The following is a 20,612-nucleotide window of genomic DNA, read 5'->3' as shown; positions in this document are numbered from 1 at the left end:
CGGCTACGTCGAGGCGCACGGCACCGGCACGCCGCTGGGCGACCCGATCGAGATGAAGGCGCTCAACCAGGTCTTCGGCGAGCGCCCGCGCGAGCGCCCGCTCATGGTGGGTTCGGTGAAAACCAACATCGGCCACCTGGAGGCCTCGGCCGGCGTGGCCGGTGTCATGAAGGTCGTGCTGGCCCTGCAGCACGCCACCGTGCCGCCGCACCTGCACCTGCGCCAGCCCAACCCCCTGATCGCCTGGGACCAGTACCCCATCACCGTGCCGACCGCGCCGACCGCCTGGCCGCGCCCCGGCGACGCGCCCCGGCGCGCCTGCGTCAGCTCCTTCGGTTTCAGCGGCACCAACGCGCACGTGGTGCTGGAAGAGGCGCCGCCCCCGCCCGCCGCGCCCGCCACCGGCGAGGCGCCGCGCGCCGAGCACCTGGTGGTGCTGTCGGCGCACACCGCCACCGCCCTGGCCGCGCAGGCGCGCCGCCTGGATGAGGCGCTGGCCGCCGGCCCCGCGCTGCCGCTGGCGCCGGTCGCGGCCACGCTGGCGCTGGGCCGCTCGCACTTCGTGGAGCGCCTGGCCCTGGTGGCCGCCAGCACCGACGAGCTGCGCGCCCAGCTCAAGGCCTTCCTGGACAGCGTGGCCGCCCCGGACGGCGAGAGCGTCGCGCCCGCCGGCGTGGTGCGCGCGCGCGCCACGCTCGGCGCCGCGCCCGAGGTGGTCTTCATGTTCACCGGCCAGGGCGCGCAGTACGCCGGCATGGGCCGCCAGCTCTACGAACAGGAGCCGGTGTTTCGCGCCGCCCTGGACGAGTGCGACCGCCTGGTCTCGCCGCTGCTGCCGCACGGCCTGCTGGACACGGTTTTCGCCAGCGGCGAGGACGCCGCGCGCCTGGACGACACCGCCTTCACCCAGCCCGCGCTGTTCGCCATCGAGTACGCGCTGGCACAGCTCTGGCGTTCCTGGGGCGTGGTGCCCACGGCCGTGATGGGCCACAGCGTGGGCGAGTACGTGGCCGCCTGCCTGGCGGGCGTGTTCAGCCTGGCCGATGGCCTGCGCCTGATCGCCGCGCGCGGCCGCCTGATGGGCCAGCTGCCGCGCGACGGCGGCATGGCGGCGGTGTTCGCCGACGAGGCCACGGTGCGCCAGGCCATCGCGGCCGACGCGGCGGTGCTGTCGATCGCGGCCGTCAACGGCCCGGGCAACACCGTCATCTCCGGCCGCAGCGACGCGCTCGCGGCGGCGCTGGCGCGCCTGCGGGCGCAGGGCGTGGAGTCGCAGCCGCTGGTGGTGTCGCACGCCTTCCACTCGCCGCTCATGGAGCCCATGCTCGAGGCCTTCCGCGCCGAGCTGGCCACGGTGCGGCTGAACCCGCCGAGCATGGACCTGGCCTCCAACCTCACCGGCACCCTGGCCGGCGAGGAGGTGTGCACGCCCGAGTACTGGTGCCAGCACGTGCGCGACGCGGTGCGCTTTGGCGACGGCATCGCCGCGCTGCAGAAAGAGGGCTACCGCGTGTTCGTGGAGGTCGGCCCGGCGCCCACGCTGGTGAACATGGCCCAGCGCGCCAGCGCGCTCGCCGACGCCAGCTTCATCCCCTCCCTGCGCAAGGGGCGGGCGGACACGCGCTGCCTGCTGGAAAGCCTGGGCCGCCTGCACGCGCGCGGCCTGCCGGTGCAGTGGCGCGCGGTGCTCGGCGAGGCCGCCGCGCGCCAGCGTGTGGTGTTGCCCACCTACGCCTTCCAGCGCGAGCGCTACTGGTTCGAGCCGGGCGGCCGGGCCGAGGGCGCCGCGCTCGCGCCCACGCGCAGCGGCCACCCGCTGCTGGGCGGCGTGGTGCCCAGCCCGTTGTCCATCTTCCAGAGCCACATCGGCGTCGCCTCCCAGCCCTGGCTGGCCGACCACCGCATCTTCGAGTTCACGCTGTTCCCGGGCACCGGTTTCCTGGAGCTGGCGCAGATCGCCGGGCGCGAGGCCGCGGGCACCGACGATGGCCAGCTGTTCGACGTGCTCATCCGCGAAGGCCTGCCGCTGCCCGAGGAGGGCCAGCGCACGGTGCAGGTGGTCGTGGACGAACCCGATCAGGGCCGCTACGCGGTGCGCGTGTTCAGCCGCGCCGACGCCGACGCGCCGGGCGCCGACGCGCCGGCCTGGAAGCTGCACGTCGGTGCCAACTTCGTGGTGGGGCAGGGCAGCGCCGCGCCCGCGCCCCTGCGCCGGGCCGGCCTGCTGGGCGCCGCCGCGCGCGAGCACGACGTCGAGGCCTACTACGCGCGGCTCGCCGAGCAAGGCGCGCACTACGGCCCGGCCTTCCGCTGCATCACCGAGATCCGCAGCGAGGGCCGCCAGGTGCTGGGCCGCGTGGCCCTGCCGGCGGGCGTGGCCGCCGCGGCGCCGTCCTTCGTGCTGCACCCGGCCCTGCTCGACGCCTGCCTGCAACTGGTGGGCGTGGGCCTGTCCTGGGGCGATACCGCGCCCGACGGCACGCCCAGCGACGACCTCTGCGTGCCCGTGGGCATGGGCAACTACCGCGTCCACCAGACCGGCCTGTCGCAGGCGTGGTGCCACGTGAGCGTGGACGAGGCGACGCCCGATGCCGAGGCGGTGGGCGCCGACGTCACCCTGTTCGACGACCACGGCGTGGTGGTGGCCGAGGTGCGCCGGCTGGTGCTCAAGCGCGTCACGCGCGCCCTGCTGCAGCGCGCAATGGCCGGCAACGCGCCGGCCACGGAGTGGGCCTTCGAGGCCGACTGGCAGGCGCTGCCGCCGACCCCGGCGCCGGATGCGGACGCCGAGGGGCGCTGGCTGGTGCTGGCCGACGCCAGCGGCGTGGGCCAGGCACTGGCGGCGCGGCTGCGGCGTGACGGCGCGGGCGTGGCGGTGATCGCCCGGGGCGAGGGGACCGCCGAGTGCGGCGCCGACGGCTGGCGGGTGGACCCCTCGGACGCCGCGCAGGTCCGCCGGGCGATCGAGGCCGCGGCCCGCGCCGATGCGCGCGCGCTCAAGGGCATCGTGGTGGCCTGGACGCTCACGCCGCCGGCCGGCGGCGCCGACCTGCAGGACGCGCATCTGGCGCTGCTGGGCGACCTGCTGCGCGTGGTGCAGTCCCTGGGCGAATCCCACGCGCGCCTGTACTGGCTCACGCGCGGCGCGCAGGCCGTGGCCGGCTCGGTGCCCGACCTGCTGCAGGCGCCGCTGTGGGGCCTGGGCGGCGTGGTCGCCTCCGAGTACCCCGCCCTGCGCTGCGTGCGCGTCGACCTCGACCCCACGCACCGCGACGACGAGACCGAGCTGCTGTGGGCCAGCCTGCGCGTGGCCGACGCCGAGGACCGCGTGGCGCTGCGCGGCGGCCTGCGCCACGTCTCGCGCCTGGTGCCCGGCGACTTCGTGCCCGAGCCCCGGCCGCTGCGGCTGGAGATCACCGAGCGCGGGTCGCTGGACCGCCTGGCCCTGCTGCCGGTGCCGCGCGAAGCGCCCGGGCCGGGAGAGGTTGAGATCCGCGTGCACGCCACGGGCCTGAACTTCCGCGACGTGCTCAACGCCCTGGGCATGTACCCGGGCGACCCGGGGCCCTTGGGCAACGAATGCGCGGGCGTCGTCTGCGCCGTGGGCGAGGGCGTCACCGACCTGGCCGTGGGCGACGAGGTGGTCGCCATGGTCGACAAGAGCTTCGCCACCTGGGTCATCGCGCCGGCCGTGATGACGGTGAAGAAGCCGCCCAGCTTGACCTTCGCCGAGGCCGCGACCATCCCCGTCACCTTCCTCACCGCCGAGTACGCGCTGCGCCACCTGGCCGGCATGAAGAAGGGCGACCGCGTGCTGGTGCACGCCGTCACCGGCGGCGTGGGCATGGCCGCGCTGCAGCTGGCGCGCCGCGCGGGCGCCGAGGTCTTCGGCACCGCCGGCTCGCCGGCCAAGCGCGCCCTGGCCACCGAGCTGGGCACCCACCACCTGGCCGATTCGCGCTCGCTGAGCTTCGTGCCCGACGTGCGCCGCGACTCGAAGGGCGAGGGCGTGGACATCGTGCTCAACTCGCTGGCCGGCGATTTCATCCCCGCCAGCCTGGGCCTGCTGCGCCCGGGCGGCCACTTCATCGAGATCGGCAAGACCGGCATCTGGGACGCGGCCAAGGTCGGCGCCGAGTTCCCCGGCGTGCACTACCACCCGCTCTACCTGGGCGAGGTGGCCGCCGAGCGGCCCGAGTTCGTGCGCGACATGCTGCGCGATCTGCTGGCCGACTTCGAGACCGGCGTGCTCAAGCCGCTGCCGCAGCGCCTGTACCCCATCGAAGCCGCGGAGGACGCCTTCCGCTTCATGGGCCAGGGGCACCACGTGGGCAAGATCGTCATCACCCAGCACCACGCGCCCGCCGTGCGCGCGGACGCCAGCTACCTCGTCACCGGCGGCCTCACCGGCCTGGGGCTGGTGACGGCGCGCTGGCTGGCGCGCGAAGGCGCGCGCCACCTGGTGCTGATGGGCCGGCGCGCGCCCTCGGCCGAGGCGCAGGCCGCCATCGCCGAACTGGAAGCGGCGGGCGTGCGCGTGCGCGTGGCGCAGGGGGACGTGGCCGACGCCGCGCAGGCGTCGGCCGTGGTGGACGGTCTGGGCCGCGACATGCCGCGCCTGCGCGGCGTGGTGCACGCCGCCGGCCTGGTGGACGACGGCACCCTGGCCGAACTCGGGCCCGAGCGGTTCGAGGCCGTGCTGTCGCCCAAGGTGCGCGGCGCCTGGAACCTGCACCAGGCCACGGCGCGGCTCGCGCTCGACTTCTTCGTCTGCTTCTCGTCGGGCGCGGCGCTGATGGGCTCGCCCGGCCAGGGCAACTACGCGGCGGCCAATACCTTCATGGACGCGCTGGCGCACCTGCGCCGCAGCCAGGGCCGCCACGCGCTCAGCATCAACTGGGGCAGCTGGGCCGAGGTCGGCATGGCCGCCGGCCTGGGCGAGCTGCACCACCGCCGCTGGGCGGCCATGGGCCTGGGCATGATCACGCCCGACGAGGGCATGCGCATGCTCGGGCAGATGCTGCGCGGCGCGCGCGCGCCGCAGATGGCGGCGATGCCGCTGGTGCGCGCGCGCCTGCCCGCCAACCTGGGTCCCTTCTTCAGCGCGCTGGTCAGCGCGGCGCCGACCAAGGCGGCCGCGCCGGCGGCCGAGGCGGTGGACATCCTGCCGCGCCTGAGCGAGACGCCGGCGCCCGAGCGCCACGCCGTGCTGTCGGACTTCCTGGCCGACCAGGTGGTGCGCGTGCTGGCCCTGGGCGCGGCCCACCACGTCGATCCGCAGCGCTCGCTGATCGACCTGGGCATGGACTCGCTCATGGCCATGGAGCTGCGCAACCGCATCCAGGCCTCGCTCAAGGCCACCGTGGCCGTGGCCGATCTGCTGCAAGGCCCCAGCGTGTCCTCGCTGGCCAGCAGCCTGCTGGACGGCCTGGACCTGCCGTCTGGCGAGGCGGCGCTCGAGGCCGGTACGGTCGAGGGCGTTGAATGGGAGGAGGGAACCCTGTGAACCGTTTGCCGTTCGTGCGCCCCGCGCGCCGCTGGCTGGCCCAGCGCTCCACCCGCCAGGGGGCGGTGCTGTTCGCGCTGGCCTTCGCGCTGGTGTGGTCGCTGGTCGAGGTGCTGGTCACGCAGTTGCACCAGGCCTACAGCCTGGTGCAGGTCGAGGGCGTGCGCTTCGGCGTGCAGCTGCTGCTGATGCTGCTGCTGTGGACCTGGCGCGGCGACGCCGGCCAGCGCTGGTGGCGCAGCCGGCGCGCGCCCTGGCACGTGCTGCGCGGCCTGTCCATGCTGGCCTTGCCCTTCGCCTTCGCCGCCGCGGTCTACTCGGGCGTGTCCATCCCGCTCGCGCTCTCGGGCCTGTGGTTCGCGCCGCTGTTCGCGCTGGCGCTGGCGGCGCTGTGGCTGCGCGAGCGGCCGGCCGCCGTGCTGTGGCTGGGCGCGCTGGCCGGGCTGGGGGCCGTGCTGCTGCTGTTCCAGCCCGCGCTGCCGGGCTCGCTGGCGGCGCTGCTGATGCCGCTGCTGTCGGGCGCGGCCCTCGCGGTCTACCTGGCGCTGACGCGCCTGCTGCGCGACGAACCCGTGCAGACGGGGCTGTTCTTCGTCGCCGCCGTGGGCCTGCTGGTGCTGCTGCCCTTCCTGCCCGGCGTGTGGGTGCGGCCCAGTGGGCGCGACCTGGCGCTGCTGGCGGGCGTCGGCGCCTTCGGCTACCTGGCGCTGTGGCTGCTCGACCAGGCGCTGCGCCGCTGGTCGCTGTCGCACCTGGCGCCCCTGCTGTACGCGCACGTGCTGGTGCTGCAGTGGCTGCCGGGGCTGTTGCGGGGCCAGTGGCCTTCGTGGCGGCTGGTGCTGGCCTCGGCGCTGGTCGGTGGGGTGGTGACCATCGTGTGGTGGCGCGCCTCGGCGCGCCGCGTGGCGGGTGTCGGAACCCGCGATTCGGCGCTCGGCGATTCGGTGCTCGGTGCGCCGGTGTCGGTGCGGGGGGGCCTGTGATGGGCGCCGCCGCGCCGCGCGCCGCACGGAGGGTGGTCCCATGACCACCGGTCTGGCCACGCCGGCCTGGGCCGCGCCGCTGGGCGACGGGCGCCGCGCGCTGCTGCTGCTCGCGCTGTTCGTGCTCTCGTGGACGCTGCTCGAAGGCGTGGTGGGCGCGCAGTTCCAGCAGCCCTACCACCTGATGCAGATCGTGTGGTGCCGCTACGCCGTGCACCTGGCCTGCCTGCTGCTGGTCTGCGGCTGGCGCGAACCCTCGCGGCTGTGGCGCACGCGCCGCCCGCTGTTCCAGCTGCTGCGCTCGCTGTGCATGCTGGTCATGCCCCTGAGCTTCGCGCTGGCCCTGGTCGGCGGTGTGACCGGGCACACCGTGTGGGCGCTGTTCTGGGTCGCTCCGCTGCTGATCCTGGCGCTGGCGCGCGGCTGGCTGCGCGAATCCGTGCCGCCCCTGGCCTGGGCGGCGGCCGCGCTCGGCGCGCTGGCCGCGTTGCTGCTGCTGCAACCCCATTGGCCCGCCGCGCCGGGCCGGCTGGCCTGGCCGCTGGCCATGGCGGCCTCGTTCGCCCTGTACGTGGCCATGACGCGCCAGCTGCGCGAGGAGGCCGTGCAGGCCAATCTGTTCTACACCGCCGCTGGCGTGTTCGCGCTGCTGACGCCGCTCATGCCCTGGGTGTGGGTGACGCCCAGCGCGCACGACGCGCTGGTGCTGGCCGGCATCGGCGTGGTGGGCCTGCTGGGCCTGTGGGCGCTGGACCGCGCCTGCGAGGCCGCGCCGGTGTCGCTGGCCGCGCCGGTGCTGGTGCTGCACCTGGCTGGTATGTTCGGCATCGAATCCCTGGCCCGGGGCGCCGGGCCGTCGCGCGGGCAGTGGCTGGCGCTGTTGTTGATCGGCGTGGCCGTGCTGCTCGCCTGGCGGGTGTCCGCCGGCCCGCGCGGCGCGCCAGGGACCTCCCCATGAAAGGCAATGAGCACGTGTCCGAGGAGCTGAGGCAATGGATGGCCGCCCTGCAGGCGCAGGGCGTGGAGCTGTGGGCGGAGGGCGGCCAGCTGCACTTCCGCGCCCCGCCGGGCGCGCTCTCGCCCGAGACGCGCCAGCAACTGGCGGGCCGCCGCGCGGAGCTGCTGGCCGCGCTCGGCGACAAGGCCGCGCCCACGCCGCTGGCCTCGGGCGGCGTGGCCGATCTGCTGGCGCGCCTGGCGCGGCTGGACATCCGCCTCTCGGTCGACGGCGACAAGCTCAACGTCAGCGCGCCCAAAGGCGCGCTGACCCCGGCGCTGCGCGAGGAGCTCGGCCGGCGCAAGGAAGAGGTCAAGGCGCACCTGGGTGCGCAGGCCGGGGCGGGCGCGGCCCCCGCGCGATCGGCGCTGCCCCCGCTGGTGCCGGTGCCGCGCCAGGCCGACATGCCGGTGTCGCACACCCAGCAGCGCCTGTGGTTCCTGCGCCAGGTCGATCCGCACAGCCACGCCTACAACATCCCGGCGGTGCTGCGCTTCACCGGTGCGCTCGACGACGGCGCGCTGGAGCGCGCGCTGCAGATGCTGGTGGTGCGCCACGAAAGCCTGCGCACGCGCTTCATCACCGTGCAGGGCGAGCCGCGCTGCGTGATCGAGGCGCAGACGCCGCTGGCCATCGAACGAATCGACCTGTCCCACCTGCGGGGCGAGGCGCTGGCGGCGGCGTCCACCCGGGCGGCGGAGGGCATCGTGCAAAAGCCCTTCGACCTCACGCGCGCGCCGCTGCTGCACGTGGGCCTGATCCGCGAGGCCGCCGATCGCCACGTGCTCGCCATCGCGATCGACCACATCGTCTCGGACGGGCTGTCGATCGGCATCTTCATGCTGGAGTTCCAGTCGCTCTACACCCACCTGGTCACCGGGCAGGAACCCAATCTGGCGCCGCCGCCCGTGCAGTACCACGACTACGCCGAGTGGGAGCGTCAGGCCTTCGCGCAGGGCGCGCTGGACGAGCACGCGGCGTTCTGGAAGCGCGAGCTGCACGACCTGCCCTCCCTGCTGCAGTTGCCCACCGACCGGCCGCGCCCGCCGGTGCAGACCACGCGGGGCGCGCGCCGCACGCTGCAGCTCTCGCCGGACCTGTCGCAGCGCCTCAAGGCCTTCGGCCGCCAGGAGGGCGTCACGCTGTACATGGTGCTGATGTCGGCCTTCCAGGTGCTGCTGCACCGCTACAGCGGCGAAACCGACATCGCCATCGGCTCGGCCATCGCCAACCGCAACCGCACCGAGGTCGAACACGTCATTGGCTTCTTCGCCAACAACCTGGTGCTGCGCGCCGACCTCTCGGGCAACCCCAGCGTGCGCGAGCTGATGGCGCGCGTGCGCGACCGCGCTCTGAAGGCCTACCAGCACCAGGCCATGCCCTTCGACATGCTGGTCGACCTGCTGGGCACGCGCCGCGAGCTCGACCACTCGCCGCTGTTCCAGGTGCTGTTCGTGCTGCAGCACATGCAGCTGACCGGCCTGGACCTGCCCGACCTGCGCTGCGAGCCCGTGGAGCTGGAGGTGAAGTCGGCGCGCTTCGACCTCGCCGTCGACGTCTTCGACATCCCCCAGGGCCTGCGCTGCTACTTCGAATACAACGCCGACCTGTTCGACGACAGCACCATCGCGCGCTGGCAGGGCCACTACGAGCGGCTGCTGCGCGGCTTCATCGACGCGCCCGAGGCGCGCATCGCCGACCTGCACCTGCTCACCCCGGCCGAGGAGCGCCAGCTGCTGCTCGACTGGAACGCCACCGCCCGGGACTACCCACGCCAGCAGACCGTGCACGGCCTGTTCGAGGCGCAGGCGGCGCGCACGCCCGAGGCGGTGGCCGTGCGCTTCGAGGAGCAGGCGCTGGGCTACGGCGAGCTGAACGCGCGCGCCAACCGCCTGGCCCACCACCTGCGCTCGCTCGGCGCGGGGGCGGGTTCGCTGGTGGGCGTGTGGATGGAGCGCGGCCTGGACATGGTGGTCGCGGTGCTGGGCATCCTCAAGGCCGGCGCCGCCTACGTGCCGCTGGACCCGGCCTTTCCCAAGGACCGGCTCGACTACATGATGGAAGACGCCGAGCTGGGCATCGTGGTCACGCAATCCGCGCTGGCCGATGGCCTGCCCGATGGCGTGCACGGCGTGCGCCTGGACGCGGGCGAGGCCGAACTGGCGGCGCTGTCGCCCCTGAACCCGCCCGCCGCCGCGGGTCCCCACGACCTGGCCTACGTCATCTACACCTCGGGCTCCACCGGCCGCCCCAAGGGCGTGATGCTGGAGCACCGCTCGGTGGTGAACTTCCTGCTGTCCATGCAGCGCGAGCCGGGCATTGGCGCGCAGGACCGCTTCGTGGCCGTGACCACGCTGTCCTTCGACATCGCCGGCCTGGAGATCCATGGCCCGCTGACCGTGGGCGGCACCGTGGTGCTGGCCGCGCGCGCCACCGCGCTCGACGGCCTGCGGCTGGCGCAGCTGCTGGACCGGCACGAGGCCACGCTGCTGCAGGCCACGCCCGCCACCTGGCGCCTGCTGCTCGACAGCGGCTGGCGCGGCCGGCCCGGCCTGAAGATGCTGTGCGGCGGCGAGGGCCTGCCGCGCGAACTGGCCGACAAGCTCATCGCCACCGGCGGCGAGCTCTGGAACATGTACGGGCCCACCGAGACCACCATCTGGTCCACGGTTCAGCGCATCACCGACACCGCGCGCGGCATCTCCATCGGCCGGCCCATCGCCAACACCCAGGTCTACGTGCTGGAGCCCTCGGGCCTGCCGGCGCCGATCGGCGTCGGCGGCGAGCTGTGCATCGGCGGCGACGGCCTGGCGCGCGGCTACCGGCACCGCGACGAGCTCACGGCCGAGAAGTTCGTGACGCTGGAGCTGCCCGGCGTGGGCCTCACGCGCGTGTACCGCACCGGCGACGTGGTGCGCTTCCTGGCCGACGGCCGACTGGAGTTCGTGGGCCGGCGCGACCACCAGGTGAAGGTGCGCGGTTTCCGCATCGAGCTGGGCGAGATCGAGACCGTGCTCTCGCGCCACCCGGGCATCAAGGGCAATGTGGTGCACGTGCGCGAGGACACGCCCGGCGACCAGCGCCTGGTGGCCTACGTGGTGCCCGAGGCCGGCGCCCGGCCCGAAGCCGAGGCCATGCGCGCCACGCTGCGCGCGCAGCTGCCCGAGTACATGGTGCCCGGCCAGTTCGTGGTGCTGGAGGCCTTTCCGCTCACGCCCAACGGCAAGGTCGACCGCAAGGCCCTGCCGGTGCCCGAGGCCGCCGCGCCGAGCGAGGCCGACGAGGTGGCCGAGGCCCTGATGTCGCCGGTGCAGCGCCAGGTGGCCGCGCTGTGGCGCGAGGTCCTCAAGCTCGATCGCGTGGGCCTGCACGCCAACTTCTTCGACATCGGCGGGCACTCGCTGCTGCTGGTGCGCCTGCAGGCCGCGCTCAAGCGCGAGTTCGGGCAGGAGATCGCGCTGGTCGAGTTGTTCCAGCGCACCACGGTGGCGGCGCAGGCGGACCGCCTGGGTGCGCCGGCGGGCGCGAGTTCGGCGCTGGAGCGCGCGCGCGCCCGGGCCGCGAAACAGATTCAGGGTTGACGGATGAACCTCAAGGACCAGTACCCCGCCCACGCCATCGCCATCGTCGGCCTGGCGGGGCGTTTCCCCGGCGCGGCCGACCTCGACGCCTTCTGGCGCAACATCCGCGAGGGCGTGGAATCGCTAGAGGACTTCAGCGACCAGGACCTGCGCGAGGCCGGCGTGGACCCCGCGCTGAGTGCCTTGCCCGGCTACGTGAAACGCGGCACCGTGCTGCAGGAATCGGAGCACTTCGACGCCGCCTTCTTCGGCCTGTCGCCGCGCGAGGCGCAGGTGATCGACCCGCAGCAGCGCCTCTTCCTGGAGTGCGCCTGGGAGGCGCTGGAGCACGCGGGCTACGCGCCGGGCGCCATCGAGGCACCGGTGGGCGTGTACGCGGGCGCCAGCATGAACACCTACCTGATGTCGCAGATCCTGCGCCAGCCCGCGCTGGCGGCGGCGGTGGGCGGCTACCAGCTCATGCTGGGCAACGACAAGGACTTCCTCTGCACGCGCGTGTCCTACAAGCTGGACCTGCGCGGCCCCAGCATGACGCTGCAGACCGCCTGCTCCACCTCGCTGGTGGCGGTGCAGGCGGCCTGCCGCGCGCTGGAGCGCCACGAATGCGACATGGCCTTGGCCGGCGGCGTGTCGCTGAGCTTCCCGCAGCGCGGCGGCTACCTCTACCAGGAGGGCATGATCCTCTCGCCCGACGGCCGCTGCCGCCCCTTCGATGCCGAGGCCAAGGGCACGCGCCCCGGCGCGGGCGCGGGCATCGTGGTGCTCAAGCGCCTGGCCGATGCGCTGGCCGACGGCGACACCATTCACGCGGTCATCCGCGGCGCGGCCATCAACAACGACGGCGCCGGCAAGGCCGGCTACACCGCGCCCAGCGTGGACGGCCAGGTCGAGGCCATTGCCACCGCGCAGATCCTGGCCGGCGTGGCGCCGCGCAGCATCGGCTACATCGAGGCGCACGGCACGGCCACGCCGCTGGGCGACCCGATCGAGATCGCCGCGCTGCGCCAGGTGTTCGAGGGCGACACCGACCAGCGCGGCTTCTGCCGCCTGGGCTCGCTCAAGGCCAACCTGGGCCACCTGGACGCGGCGGCCGGCGTGGCCGGGCTCATCAAGGCCGTGCTGGCGCTCCAGCACCGCGAGCTGCCGCCGCTGGTGAACTTCCAGCGGCCCAACCCGCAGCTCAACCTGGAGGACTCACCCTTCACCGCGAGCGCCGAGGCCGCGCCCTGGCCGGCCGGGCCCACGCCGCGCCGCGCGGGCGTCAGCTCCTTCGGCATCGGCGGCACCAACGCGCACGTGGTGCTGGAAGAGGCGCCCGAGCAGGAGCGCCCGCTGGCCGATGAAGGCCCGCAGCTCATCGTGCTGTCCGCGCGCACCGAGGCCGCGCTGGACGCCGCCACCCAGCGCCTGAAGCAGCACCTGCAGGCCCATCCCGAGGCGGCGCTGCGCGACACCGCCTGGACCCTGCAGACCGGCCGGCGCGCCTTCGCGCAGCGCCGCGCGGTGGCCGCGTCCTCGGTGGCCGAACTCATCGCCGCGCTCGACGCGCCGCAGCGCCCGCCCATGCACGGCGCGCGACACGAGGGCGGCGAGCGCCCCGTGGCCTTCCTGTTCAGCGGCCAGGGCAGCCAGTTCGCGGGCATGGGCGCGGGGCTGTACGCGCAGTACCCCGTCTACCGCGAGGCCGTGGACCGCTGCGCCGGGCTGCTGCGCGAGCCCCTGGGCACCGACCTGCGCGAGCTGCTGTTCGCGCCGGCGGGCGACACCACCATCAACGAGACGCGCTACGCCCAGCCCGCGCTGTTCGTCACCGAGTACGCGCTGGCCCTGCTGTGGCAGAGCTGGGGCGTGCGCCCCGCGGCCATGCTGGGCCACAGCATCGGCGAGTACGTGGCCGCGCACCTGGCGGGCGTGCTGTCGCTGGCCGACGCGCTGGCGCTGGTGGCCGCGCGCGGCCGCCTGATGCAGGGCATGGCGCCCGGCGGTATGGCGGCCGTGCACATGGACGAAGGCGCGCTGCGCGCCTGGCTGGCGGCGAACGCGCCGGCGCTGGAGATCGCGGCCGTGAACGCGCCCGGCCTGTGCGCCATCGCCGGCCCGCGCGAGGCGCTGGACGCCGGGCTGGCCGCGCTCGCCGCGATGGGCACCGAGGCGCAGCCGCTGCACACCTCGCACGCCTTCCACTCCTCCATGATGGACGGCGTGCTTGAGCCCTTCACCGCGCTGGTGCGCGGGATCGCGTTGCACGCGCCCACGCTGCCCTACGTATCCAACCTCACGGGCCAGTGGATCACCCCCGAGCAGGCCACCTCGCCCGCGTACTACGCCGAGCACCTGCGCCGCGCCGTGTTGTTCGACGCCGGTGTGCGCACGCTCTCGGCCGACGCCTCGCTGCACCTGCTGGAGGTGGGCCCGGGCCGCGCGCTGGCCACGCTGGCCGCCATGGCGCTGGGCCCGCAGGGCGCGCGGCGTGTGGCCGCTTCGCTGGGCGGCGCGCGCGAGGCGAAGCAAGAAGCGCCGGCCGCGCTGGACGCGGCGGGCCGCCTGTGGCTCGCGGGCGTGGCGCTGGACTGGGCCGGCCTGCACGGCGGGCACCCCGCGCGCCGCGTGCCCCTGCCCACCTACCCCTTCGAGCGCCAGCGCTGCGCGATCGATGCGCCCGCGCCGGTGCCCGCGCCGGCCGCCAGCGCGCCGGCTGCGAAGCCGGGCGAGGCCCAGGGCCTGGCCTTCAGCCGCGACGTGGCCGACTGGCTCTACGCGCCCACCTGGTCGCGCGCGCCGCGCAACCGCGTGGCCGGGCTGTCGGGCACCTGGCTGATCGCCGGTGGGGCCGAAGCGCTGGCCGAGGCGCTGGCGCGCCAGGTCGGCGACGCCGGTGGCCGCGCCGTGCGCATCGCCTCGCCGGCCGAGGCCGAGGCCGCCGTGGCCCAGGCCCGCGCGGCCGGTCAGCCGGTGGCGGGCGCCTTCGCGCTGTGGGGCCTGCAGGCGCACGAGGGCAGCGACACAGAGGCCACCCAATGGCTGCACCACGCGCCCGTGGCGCTGGCCGCCGCGCTGGCGCCCACGGCCCGCGAGCCGGTGCGGGTGATCCTGGCCACGGCCGGCGCGCACAGCGTGCTGGGCGAGGCGGTGGCGCGCTCGGCGGCCGCACTCGCCATCGGCCCGGTGCTGGCCCTGCCCCTGGAAATGCCGGGCCTGCGCCTGCGCCAGCTCGACCTGGAGGCCACGGGCGCCGCATCCGCCGAGTCGGCGGCGCAGGGCCTGCTGGACGAAGCCCTGGCGCGCGACGAGGAAGACATGGTGGCGCGCCGCCAGGGCCAGCGCTGGCTGCGCCGCCACGAGCGCACCGCTTTGCCCGCCGTGGGCGCCGACGCCCTGCCATTGCGCGAAGGCGCGGTGGTGCTGATCACCGGCGGCCTGGGGGGCATGGGCCTGGCCATCGCGCAGCGCCTGGCCGAGCGGCGCCGCGCGCGCCTGCTGCTCACCGCGCGCACCGCGCTGCCGCCGCGCGCCGGCTGGGACGCCTGGCTGGCCACGCACGGCGGCGATGACCGGCACGCCCAGACCATCACGGCGCTGCGCGCCATCGAGGCCGCGGGCGGCGAGGTGGAGCTGGCCCAGGCCGACGCCGCCGACGCCACGGCCATGGCCGCCGCCGTGCAGGCCGCACGCGCGCGCTGGGGCCGCATCGACGCCGTGGTGCACGCGGCCGGCGTGGCCGGCGAAGGCGCGCTGTCGGCGCTGAAGACGCCCGAGTCCATCGAGGCCGTGCTCGCGCCCAAGCTCGGCGGCCTGCGCGTGCTGCGCGAGCTGCTGGCCGAGACGCCGCTGGAGCTGGTGGTGCTGATGAGCTCCATCAACGCCGTGCTGGGCGCGCCCGGCGTGGCCGACTACGCCTCGGCCAACGCCGTGCTCGACGCCTTCGCCGAATCGGCCGAGGCGCCGCCGGCCTGGCGGCGCGTGGTGGCCTTCGACTGGGGCGCCTGGCGCGAGGTCGGCATGGCCGCGAAGCTGGAGGTGCCCGCCTGGCGCCGCGCCGCCTGGGACGCTTATCTGGCCCAGGCCATCGGCACGGCCGACGGCCTGGACGCCTTCGAGCGCGTGCTCGCCAGCGAGCTGCGCCGCGTGGTGGTGGTGCCCTACGACCTGCCGCAGGCCTTGTCGCTGGCGCGCTCGGCCGCGCTGAACCCGCCGATCGAGGCGCCGCGCGCCGAGGCGGCGGCGCGCGGCACCGCGCTGGAGGGACAGGCGGCGCCGGCGCGTGCCGCGAATGCCGACGACCCGCCGCCGGGCGATGTGCAGGCCCGCCTGGCCGCCATCTGGGTGGAGCTGCTGGGCGTGGACCGCGTGGCCGCGCACGACGACTTCTTCCACCTGGGGGGACACTCCCTGCTGGCCACGCGGGTGCTCGCGCGCATCCGCGAATCGCTCGGGGTGCAGCTGGCGCTGCGCGACATGTTCGACGCGTCCACCCTGCAGGCCCTGGCGCAGCGGGTGCAGGAGGGCCTGGCCACGACCGAAGCCAACGACGACGATCGGGAGGAGATCGAGTTTTGAATGCGCGAGAACTGCTGCACCGGCTGGAGGGGCTGGGTGTGGATCTGGAGGTGGCCGAAGGCCGGTTGCGCGTGAGCGCCAGCCGCGGCCGGCTCGACGATGGGCTCAAGGCCGACATCGCCGCGCACAAGGCCGAGCTGATGGCGCTGCTGGCCGAGCGCGGCGCGGTGGCGCACACGGGGCAGGCGCCGAGGGCCGACGAGGCGCCGCGCGCCCGCGTGGCGCACGATGGCCTGCTGCCGCTCTCGCTGTTCCAGGAGCGCCTGTGGATCCTGCAGCAGCTGGAGCCCGAGAGCACCACCTACCTGCTGGCCCTGGCCTGGCCCGTGCGCGGCGAGGTGCCGCGCGAGCAGCTGCTGGCCGCCGTGCAGCGCGTGCACGCGCGCCACCTCGGCCTGCGCGTGCACTTCGTGCAGGAGGACGGCGTGCCCGGCGCGCGCCGCGTCGAGGTGCCGCCCGTGACCGTGCACGACCTGCGCCACCTGCCGGCCGGCGAGCGCCTGGCCGCCGTGCAGGCCGCGCGGGAGCGCGCGGTGCACACGCCCATCGACCTGTCGCGCCAGACCCCGCTGCGCTTCGAGCTGCTGGACTTCGCGCCCGACGGCTACGGGCTGATCGTGGCGGCCCACCACATCGCGGTGGACGCCTGGTCGCTGCAGATCCTGCTGCGCGAGCTGGCGCGGGAGCTGCAGTCGCCGGCGCCCGAGCCGCACGGCGGGCCCGCGCGCCTGCAGTACGCCGACTACGCCGCCTGGCAGCGCGAGCACCAGCGCCCCGAGGCCATCCGCGCCGACCTCGACTGGTGGGACGACGCCCTCAAGGGCGCGCCGCCCACCTCCATGTTCCCGCCCGATCTGCCGGCCAGCGACGCGCCCGCGCGCGGCGCCACGGTGGACTTCGAGTTCGACGCCACCTTCAGCGCCGCGCTCAAACGCTGGGTGCAGGAGCGCCACGCCACCGTCTACATGGCTTTCCTGGCCGCCGGCGCCGCGCTGCTGCGCGCGCACACGGGGCAGGGCGACGCGCTCATCGGCAGCCCCATGGGCGTGCGCGAGCGCGCCGAGTTCGAGGACCTCATCGGCCCCTTCGTGAACCTGCTGGTGATCCGCCTGCGCCTGGCCGACGACCCCAGCTTCAGCGAGCTGCTGCGGCGCGCGCGCGGCGCGCTGCTGGACGCGCACGCGCACCGCGAAACCCCCTTCGAGGCCGTGGTGGAGCGCGTGCGCCCGGTGCGCAGCTTCCAGCACTCGCCGCTGTTCCAGCTGGCGGTGGTCTACCACCAGGCCGCCACCGCGCCCGAGCAGGGCGACGTGGTGGTGCACAGCGGCGGCGCGCTCAACGAGATCACCTGGTTCGCGCGCGAGCACGAGGGCCGCATCCTGTGCAGCCTGGAATACCGCAGCGACCTGTACTCCGCCGCCCACATGCAGCGCCTGGCCTCGCAGCTGCAGGTGCTGCTGCGCGCCGCGCTGGCGCAGGGCGAGGCGCCGATCAGCCGCCTGCCCCTGCTCACCGACGGCGAGCGCCGGCAACTGCTGGTGGACTTCAATGACACCGCGCGCGCGCTCGACACCGCGCCCTTCGCGCGCCAGTTCGAGCGCCAGGCGGCGAGCGCACCCGGGCGCACCGCCGTGGGCTTCGAGGGCGAATCGCTGAGCTACGGCGAGCTCAACCGCCGCGCCAACCAATGGGCGCGCCACCTGCGCGGCCTGGGCGTGGCCGCGGGTGTGCGCGTGGGCGTGTGCATCGAACGCTCGCTGGACATGCTGGTGGCCTTGCTCGCCGTGCAGAAGGCCGGCGGCGCCTACGTGCCGCTGGACCCGGGCTTTCCCGCCGATCGCCTGGCCTACATGCTGGACGACAGCGGCGCCACCGTGCTGCTCACCACCGGCGAGGCCGCCGACGCGGTGGACCCGCCGCCCGGCGTGCGGCTGTTCGACCCCGCGCGCGAGGCCGGCGCGCTGGCGGCGCTCGACGGCGGCGACCTCGACGGCACGCCCGCGCCGGGCGACCCGGTCTACGTGATCTACACCTCCGGCTCCACCGGCCGCCCCAAGGGCGTGGTGGTGTCGCACGGCGGGCTGAGCAACTTCCTCGGCGCCATGCGCCAGGCGCCCGGCCTCGCGGCCGAGGACGTGCTGGCGGCCATCACCACCATCTCCTTCGACATCGCGGGCCTGGAGCTCTACCTGCCGCTCCTGGTGGGGGCGCGCGTGGAACTGCTCTCGCGCGACACCGCGAGCGACGGGCCCTCGCTGATCGAGGCCTTGCGGGCCAGCGGCGCCACGGTGCTGCAGGCCACGCCCGCCAGCTGGCGTTTGCTCGTCGAATCGGGCTGGACCGGTTCGCCCGCGCTGCGCGCCTTCTGCGGCGGCGAAGGCCTGCCGCGCGAGCTGGCCGACGCGCTGCTCAGCCGCGTGGGCGAGTTGTGGAACCTCTACGGTCCCACCGAGACCACCATCTGGTCCACCGCCGAACGCGTGGCGCCGTCGCCCGCGGTGGTGGGCATCGGCCGGCCCATCGCCAACACCCAGGTCTACGTGCTCGACGCGCACCAGCAGCCCCTGCCCGTGGGCGTGCCCGGCGAGCTGTGGATCGGTGGCGCGGGCGTGGCCCTGGGCTACCACGGGCGGCCCGAGCTCACGGCCGAGCGCTTCGTGGCCGACCCTTTCGCGGCACAGGCCGGCGCGCGCCTCTACCGCACCGGCGACCTCGCGCGCTGGGACGCCGAGGGCCGGCTGCACCACCTGGGCCGGCTCGACCACCAGGTGAAGATCCGCGGTTTTCGCATCGAACTGGGCGAGATCGAGGCCCGCCTGGCCACGCACGAGGCCGTGCGCCAGACCGTGGTGATGGGCCGCGAGGCCGCGCCCGGCGACCTGCGCCTGGTGGCCTACATCGTCTTCGCGCCCGGCGCCGACCTCACCGCCAGCGACGTGCGCCGCCACCTGCGCCGCGACCTGCCCGACTACATGATCCCTTCGGTGGTGGCGGCGGTGGACGCGATCCCGCTCACGCCCAACGGCAAGGCCGACCGCGCCGCGCTGCCCGACCCGTTCAAGAACGCGGTGCAGGCCGCGCGGCATTACGTGGCGCCCGAGGGCGGCCCCGAGCAGACCATGGCCGAGATCTGGCGCGACATCCTGCGCGTGGAGCGCGTGGGCGCCGAGGACAACTTCTTCGAGCTCGGCGGTCACTCGCTGCTCTCGCTGCGCGTGGTGCTGGCGGTGGAGCAGAAGCTGGGCTGGCGCATGGACGCGCGCACGCTGTTCTTCCAGAACCTGCGGCAGGTGGTGGCCTCGGCCGCGGCTGGAAAGGGCGTGGTCAAGGCATGACACCCCTGTACTTCGGCGAGCGGTCGCGCCGCCTGTTCGGCCTCTACACCCCCGCGCGCGCCAGCGGTGGCCGCGCGCGCGGCGCCGTGCTGTGCGCGCCCTGGGGCCCCGAGTACCTGCGCGCGCACCGCAGCATGGCCCAGCTGGGCAAATGGCTCAGCGAGGCCGGCGTGCACGTGCTGCGCTTCGACTGCCACGGCACCGGCGACTCGGCCGGCGACATGGTCGACGCGCGCATCGACGGCTGGACAGACGACGTGATGACCGCCATCGACGAACTGAAGGACACGGCGGGCCTGCAGCGCGTGACCCTGGTGGGCCTGCGCCTGGGCGCCACGCTCGCGGCGCGCGCGGCCACGAAGCGCCGCCGCGACGTGGACGGCCTGGTGCTGTGGGACCCGGTGCTCAGCGGGCGCGAGCACCTGGCCGAACTGCGCGCGCTGCACGAACAGACCCTGCGCACGCGCGGCCTGAGCGCGGGGCCGTCGGAGCTGCTGGGCTTTGCGCTGAGTGAGGCGCTGGTGCGCGACATCGAGGCCATCGACTTGTTGAACCCCATGCCCAGCTGGCCCGCGCGCAGCCTGGCCGTGGTGAGCGAAGCGCGCGAGGCCTGGGGCGCGCTGGGCGCGGCGCTGCCGCCGGGCGATGGCTCGGCGCTGGAGCGCATCGATGTGCAGCCCGCCTGGCTGGAAGACCGGCACTCGGGCGCGGGGGCCGTGCCGGTGAAGCTGCTGCGCCGCGTGGTGGAGTGGACGGTGTCATGACGAGCCCCCACGCCGCCGAACAAACGCTCCTGCTCGGCCCGGCCAATGGGCTGGTCGGCGTCATCACGCCGCCGCTGCCGCCGGCGAATGGCCAGGCGCCGCGCGAAGACCCGCCCTTCGTCATCATCCTCAACGCCGGCATCATCCACCGCGTGGGCCCCAACCGCCTGCACGTGTCCCTGGCGCGGGCCCTGTCGGCCGACGGCTTCCCCGTGCTGCGCGTGGACCTGTCCGGCCTGGGTGACAGCCAGGGCCGCGAGGACGGATCGGCCCCGCTGGACGCCGCCCTGGCCGACATCCGCGACACCATCGACACCCTGCAGGCCACGCGGCAGGTGAAGCGCGTGGTGCTGGTGGGCCTGTGCTCCGGCGCGGACCATTCGGTCATCTACGCGGCCGGCGACCCGCGCGTGGCCGGTGTGGTTCTGCTGGACCCCTCGATCCCGCGCACCAAGGGCTACTACCTCAAGCACTACTCGGGCCGCCTGCTGAGCCTGCGCACCTGGAAGAACGTGGCCCTGGGCCGGCACCCCGTGTGGCAACTGCTCAAGCGCCGCGCCCACGGGGCGCCGGTGGACGAGGGCGGCGCGGCGGGCGGTGACATGGCCGCGGCCCGCCCGGCCGTGACCCTGGAACACCCCGAGGTGCGCGCCTACCTGGAAAACGCCTACGGCCGCGCCCTGGCCAACGGCGCTCAGTTCCTCACCGTGCTCACCTCCGACCGCGAACGCCAGCACAACTACCGCCGGCAGCTGCAGGACGCGTTTCCCTCTTTGGATTTCAACGGCCGCCTGCTGATCGAGTACTTCGAGCGCTGCGACCACACCTTCACCACGCTGGCGAGCCAGCAGAGGTTGGTGGGGTTGGTGAGAAGGTGGATGGGGGAGGC

8 protein-coding genes are annotated in these 20,612 nt (G+C 74.8%); all 8 read left to right on the top strand.

From position 1 onward, the window contains the following. Positions 1 to 5,506, top strand: a 5,506-nt coding sequence (locus BGO22_RS04385) for a type I polyketide synthase (protein ID WP_286849248.1), incomplete at its 5' end; no start/stop codon positions are given. Continuing rightward, positions 5,503 to 6,489, top strand: coding sequence for an EamA family transporter (locus tag BGO22_RS04380; RefSeq protein WP_070398024.1), 987 nt, complete (start codon positions 5,503 to 5,505; stop codon positions 6,487 to 6,489). The genes BGO22_RS04385 and BGO22_RS04380, both read left to right, overlap by 4 nt. A 40-nt stretch (positions 6,490 to 6,529) precedes the next feature. Then, positions 6,530 to 7,447 carry a DMT family transporter gene (locus tag BGO22_RS04375; RefSeq protein ID WP_070398023.1) on the top strand — a complete coding sequence of 306 codons (918 nt, stop codon included), beginning with the start codon at positions 6,530 to 6,532 and terminating at the stop codon, positions 7,445 to 7,447. After that, positions 7,444 to 11,067, top strand: coding sequence for a non-ribosomal peptide synthetase (locus tag BGO22_RS04370; protein ID WP_139146954.1), 3,624 nt, complete (start codon positions 7,444 to 7,446; stop codon positions 11,065 to 11,067). Before BGO22_RS04375 ends, BGO22_RS04370 begins: the two co-directional genes overlap by 4 nt. Positions 11,068 to 11,070: 3 nt before the next feature. Further along, positions 11,071 to 15,624, top strand: a complete 4,554-nt coding sequence (locus BGO22_RS04365; protein WP_070398022.1) for a type I polyketide synthase — start codon at positions 11,071 to 11,073, stop codon at positions 15,622 to 15,624. Beyond that, positions 15,621 to 18,959 (top strand): non-ribosomal peptide synthetase, encoded by a 3,339-nt coding sequence (locus BGO22_RS04360; protein ID WP_286849240.1) that lies wholly within the window; start codon positions 15,621 to 15,623, stop codon positions 18,957 to 18,959. Before BGO22_RS04365 ends, BGO22_RS04360 begins: the two co-directional genes overlap by 4 nt. After that, entirely contained in the window at positions 18,956 to 19,723 is a 768-nt protein-coding gene (locus BGO22_RS04355) for a serine aminopeptidase domain-containing protein (RefSeq protein ID WP_070398020.1), read from the top strand. Before BGO22_RS04360 ends, BGO22_RS04355 begins: the two co-directional genes overlap by 4 nt. Further along, the coding region (locus BGO22_RS04350) for an alpha/beta fold hydrolase (protein ID WP_286849235.1) at positions 19,720 to 20,612 on the top strand (893 nt) is incomplete at its 3' end. The genes BGO22_RS04355 and BGO22_RS04350, both read left to right, overlap by 4 nt.

Source organism: Hydrogenophaga sp. 70-12, assembly GCF_001897365.1.
Classification (GTDB): domain Bacteria; phylum Pseudomonadota; class Gammaproteobacteria; order Burkholderiales; family Burkholderiaceae_C; genus Hydrogenophaga; species Hydrogenophaga borbori.
Note: the sequence above shows the minus strand (reverse complement) of the source record. Positions and strands in the feature narration are given on the sequence as shown.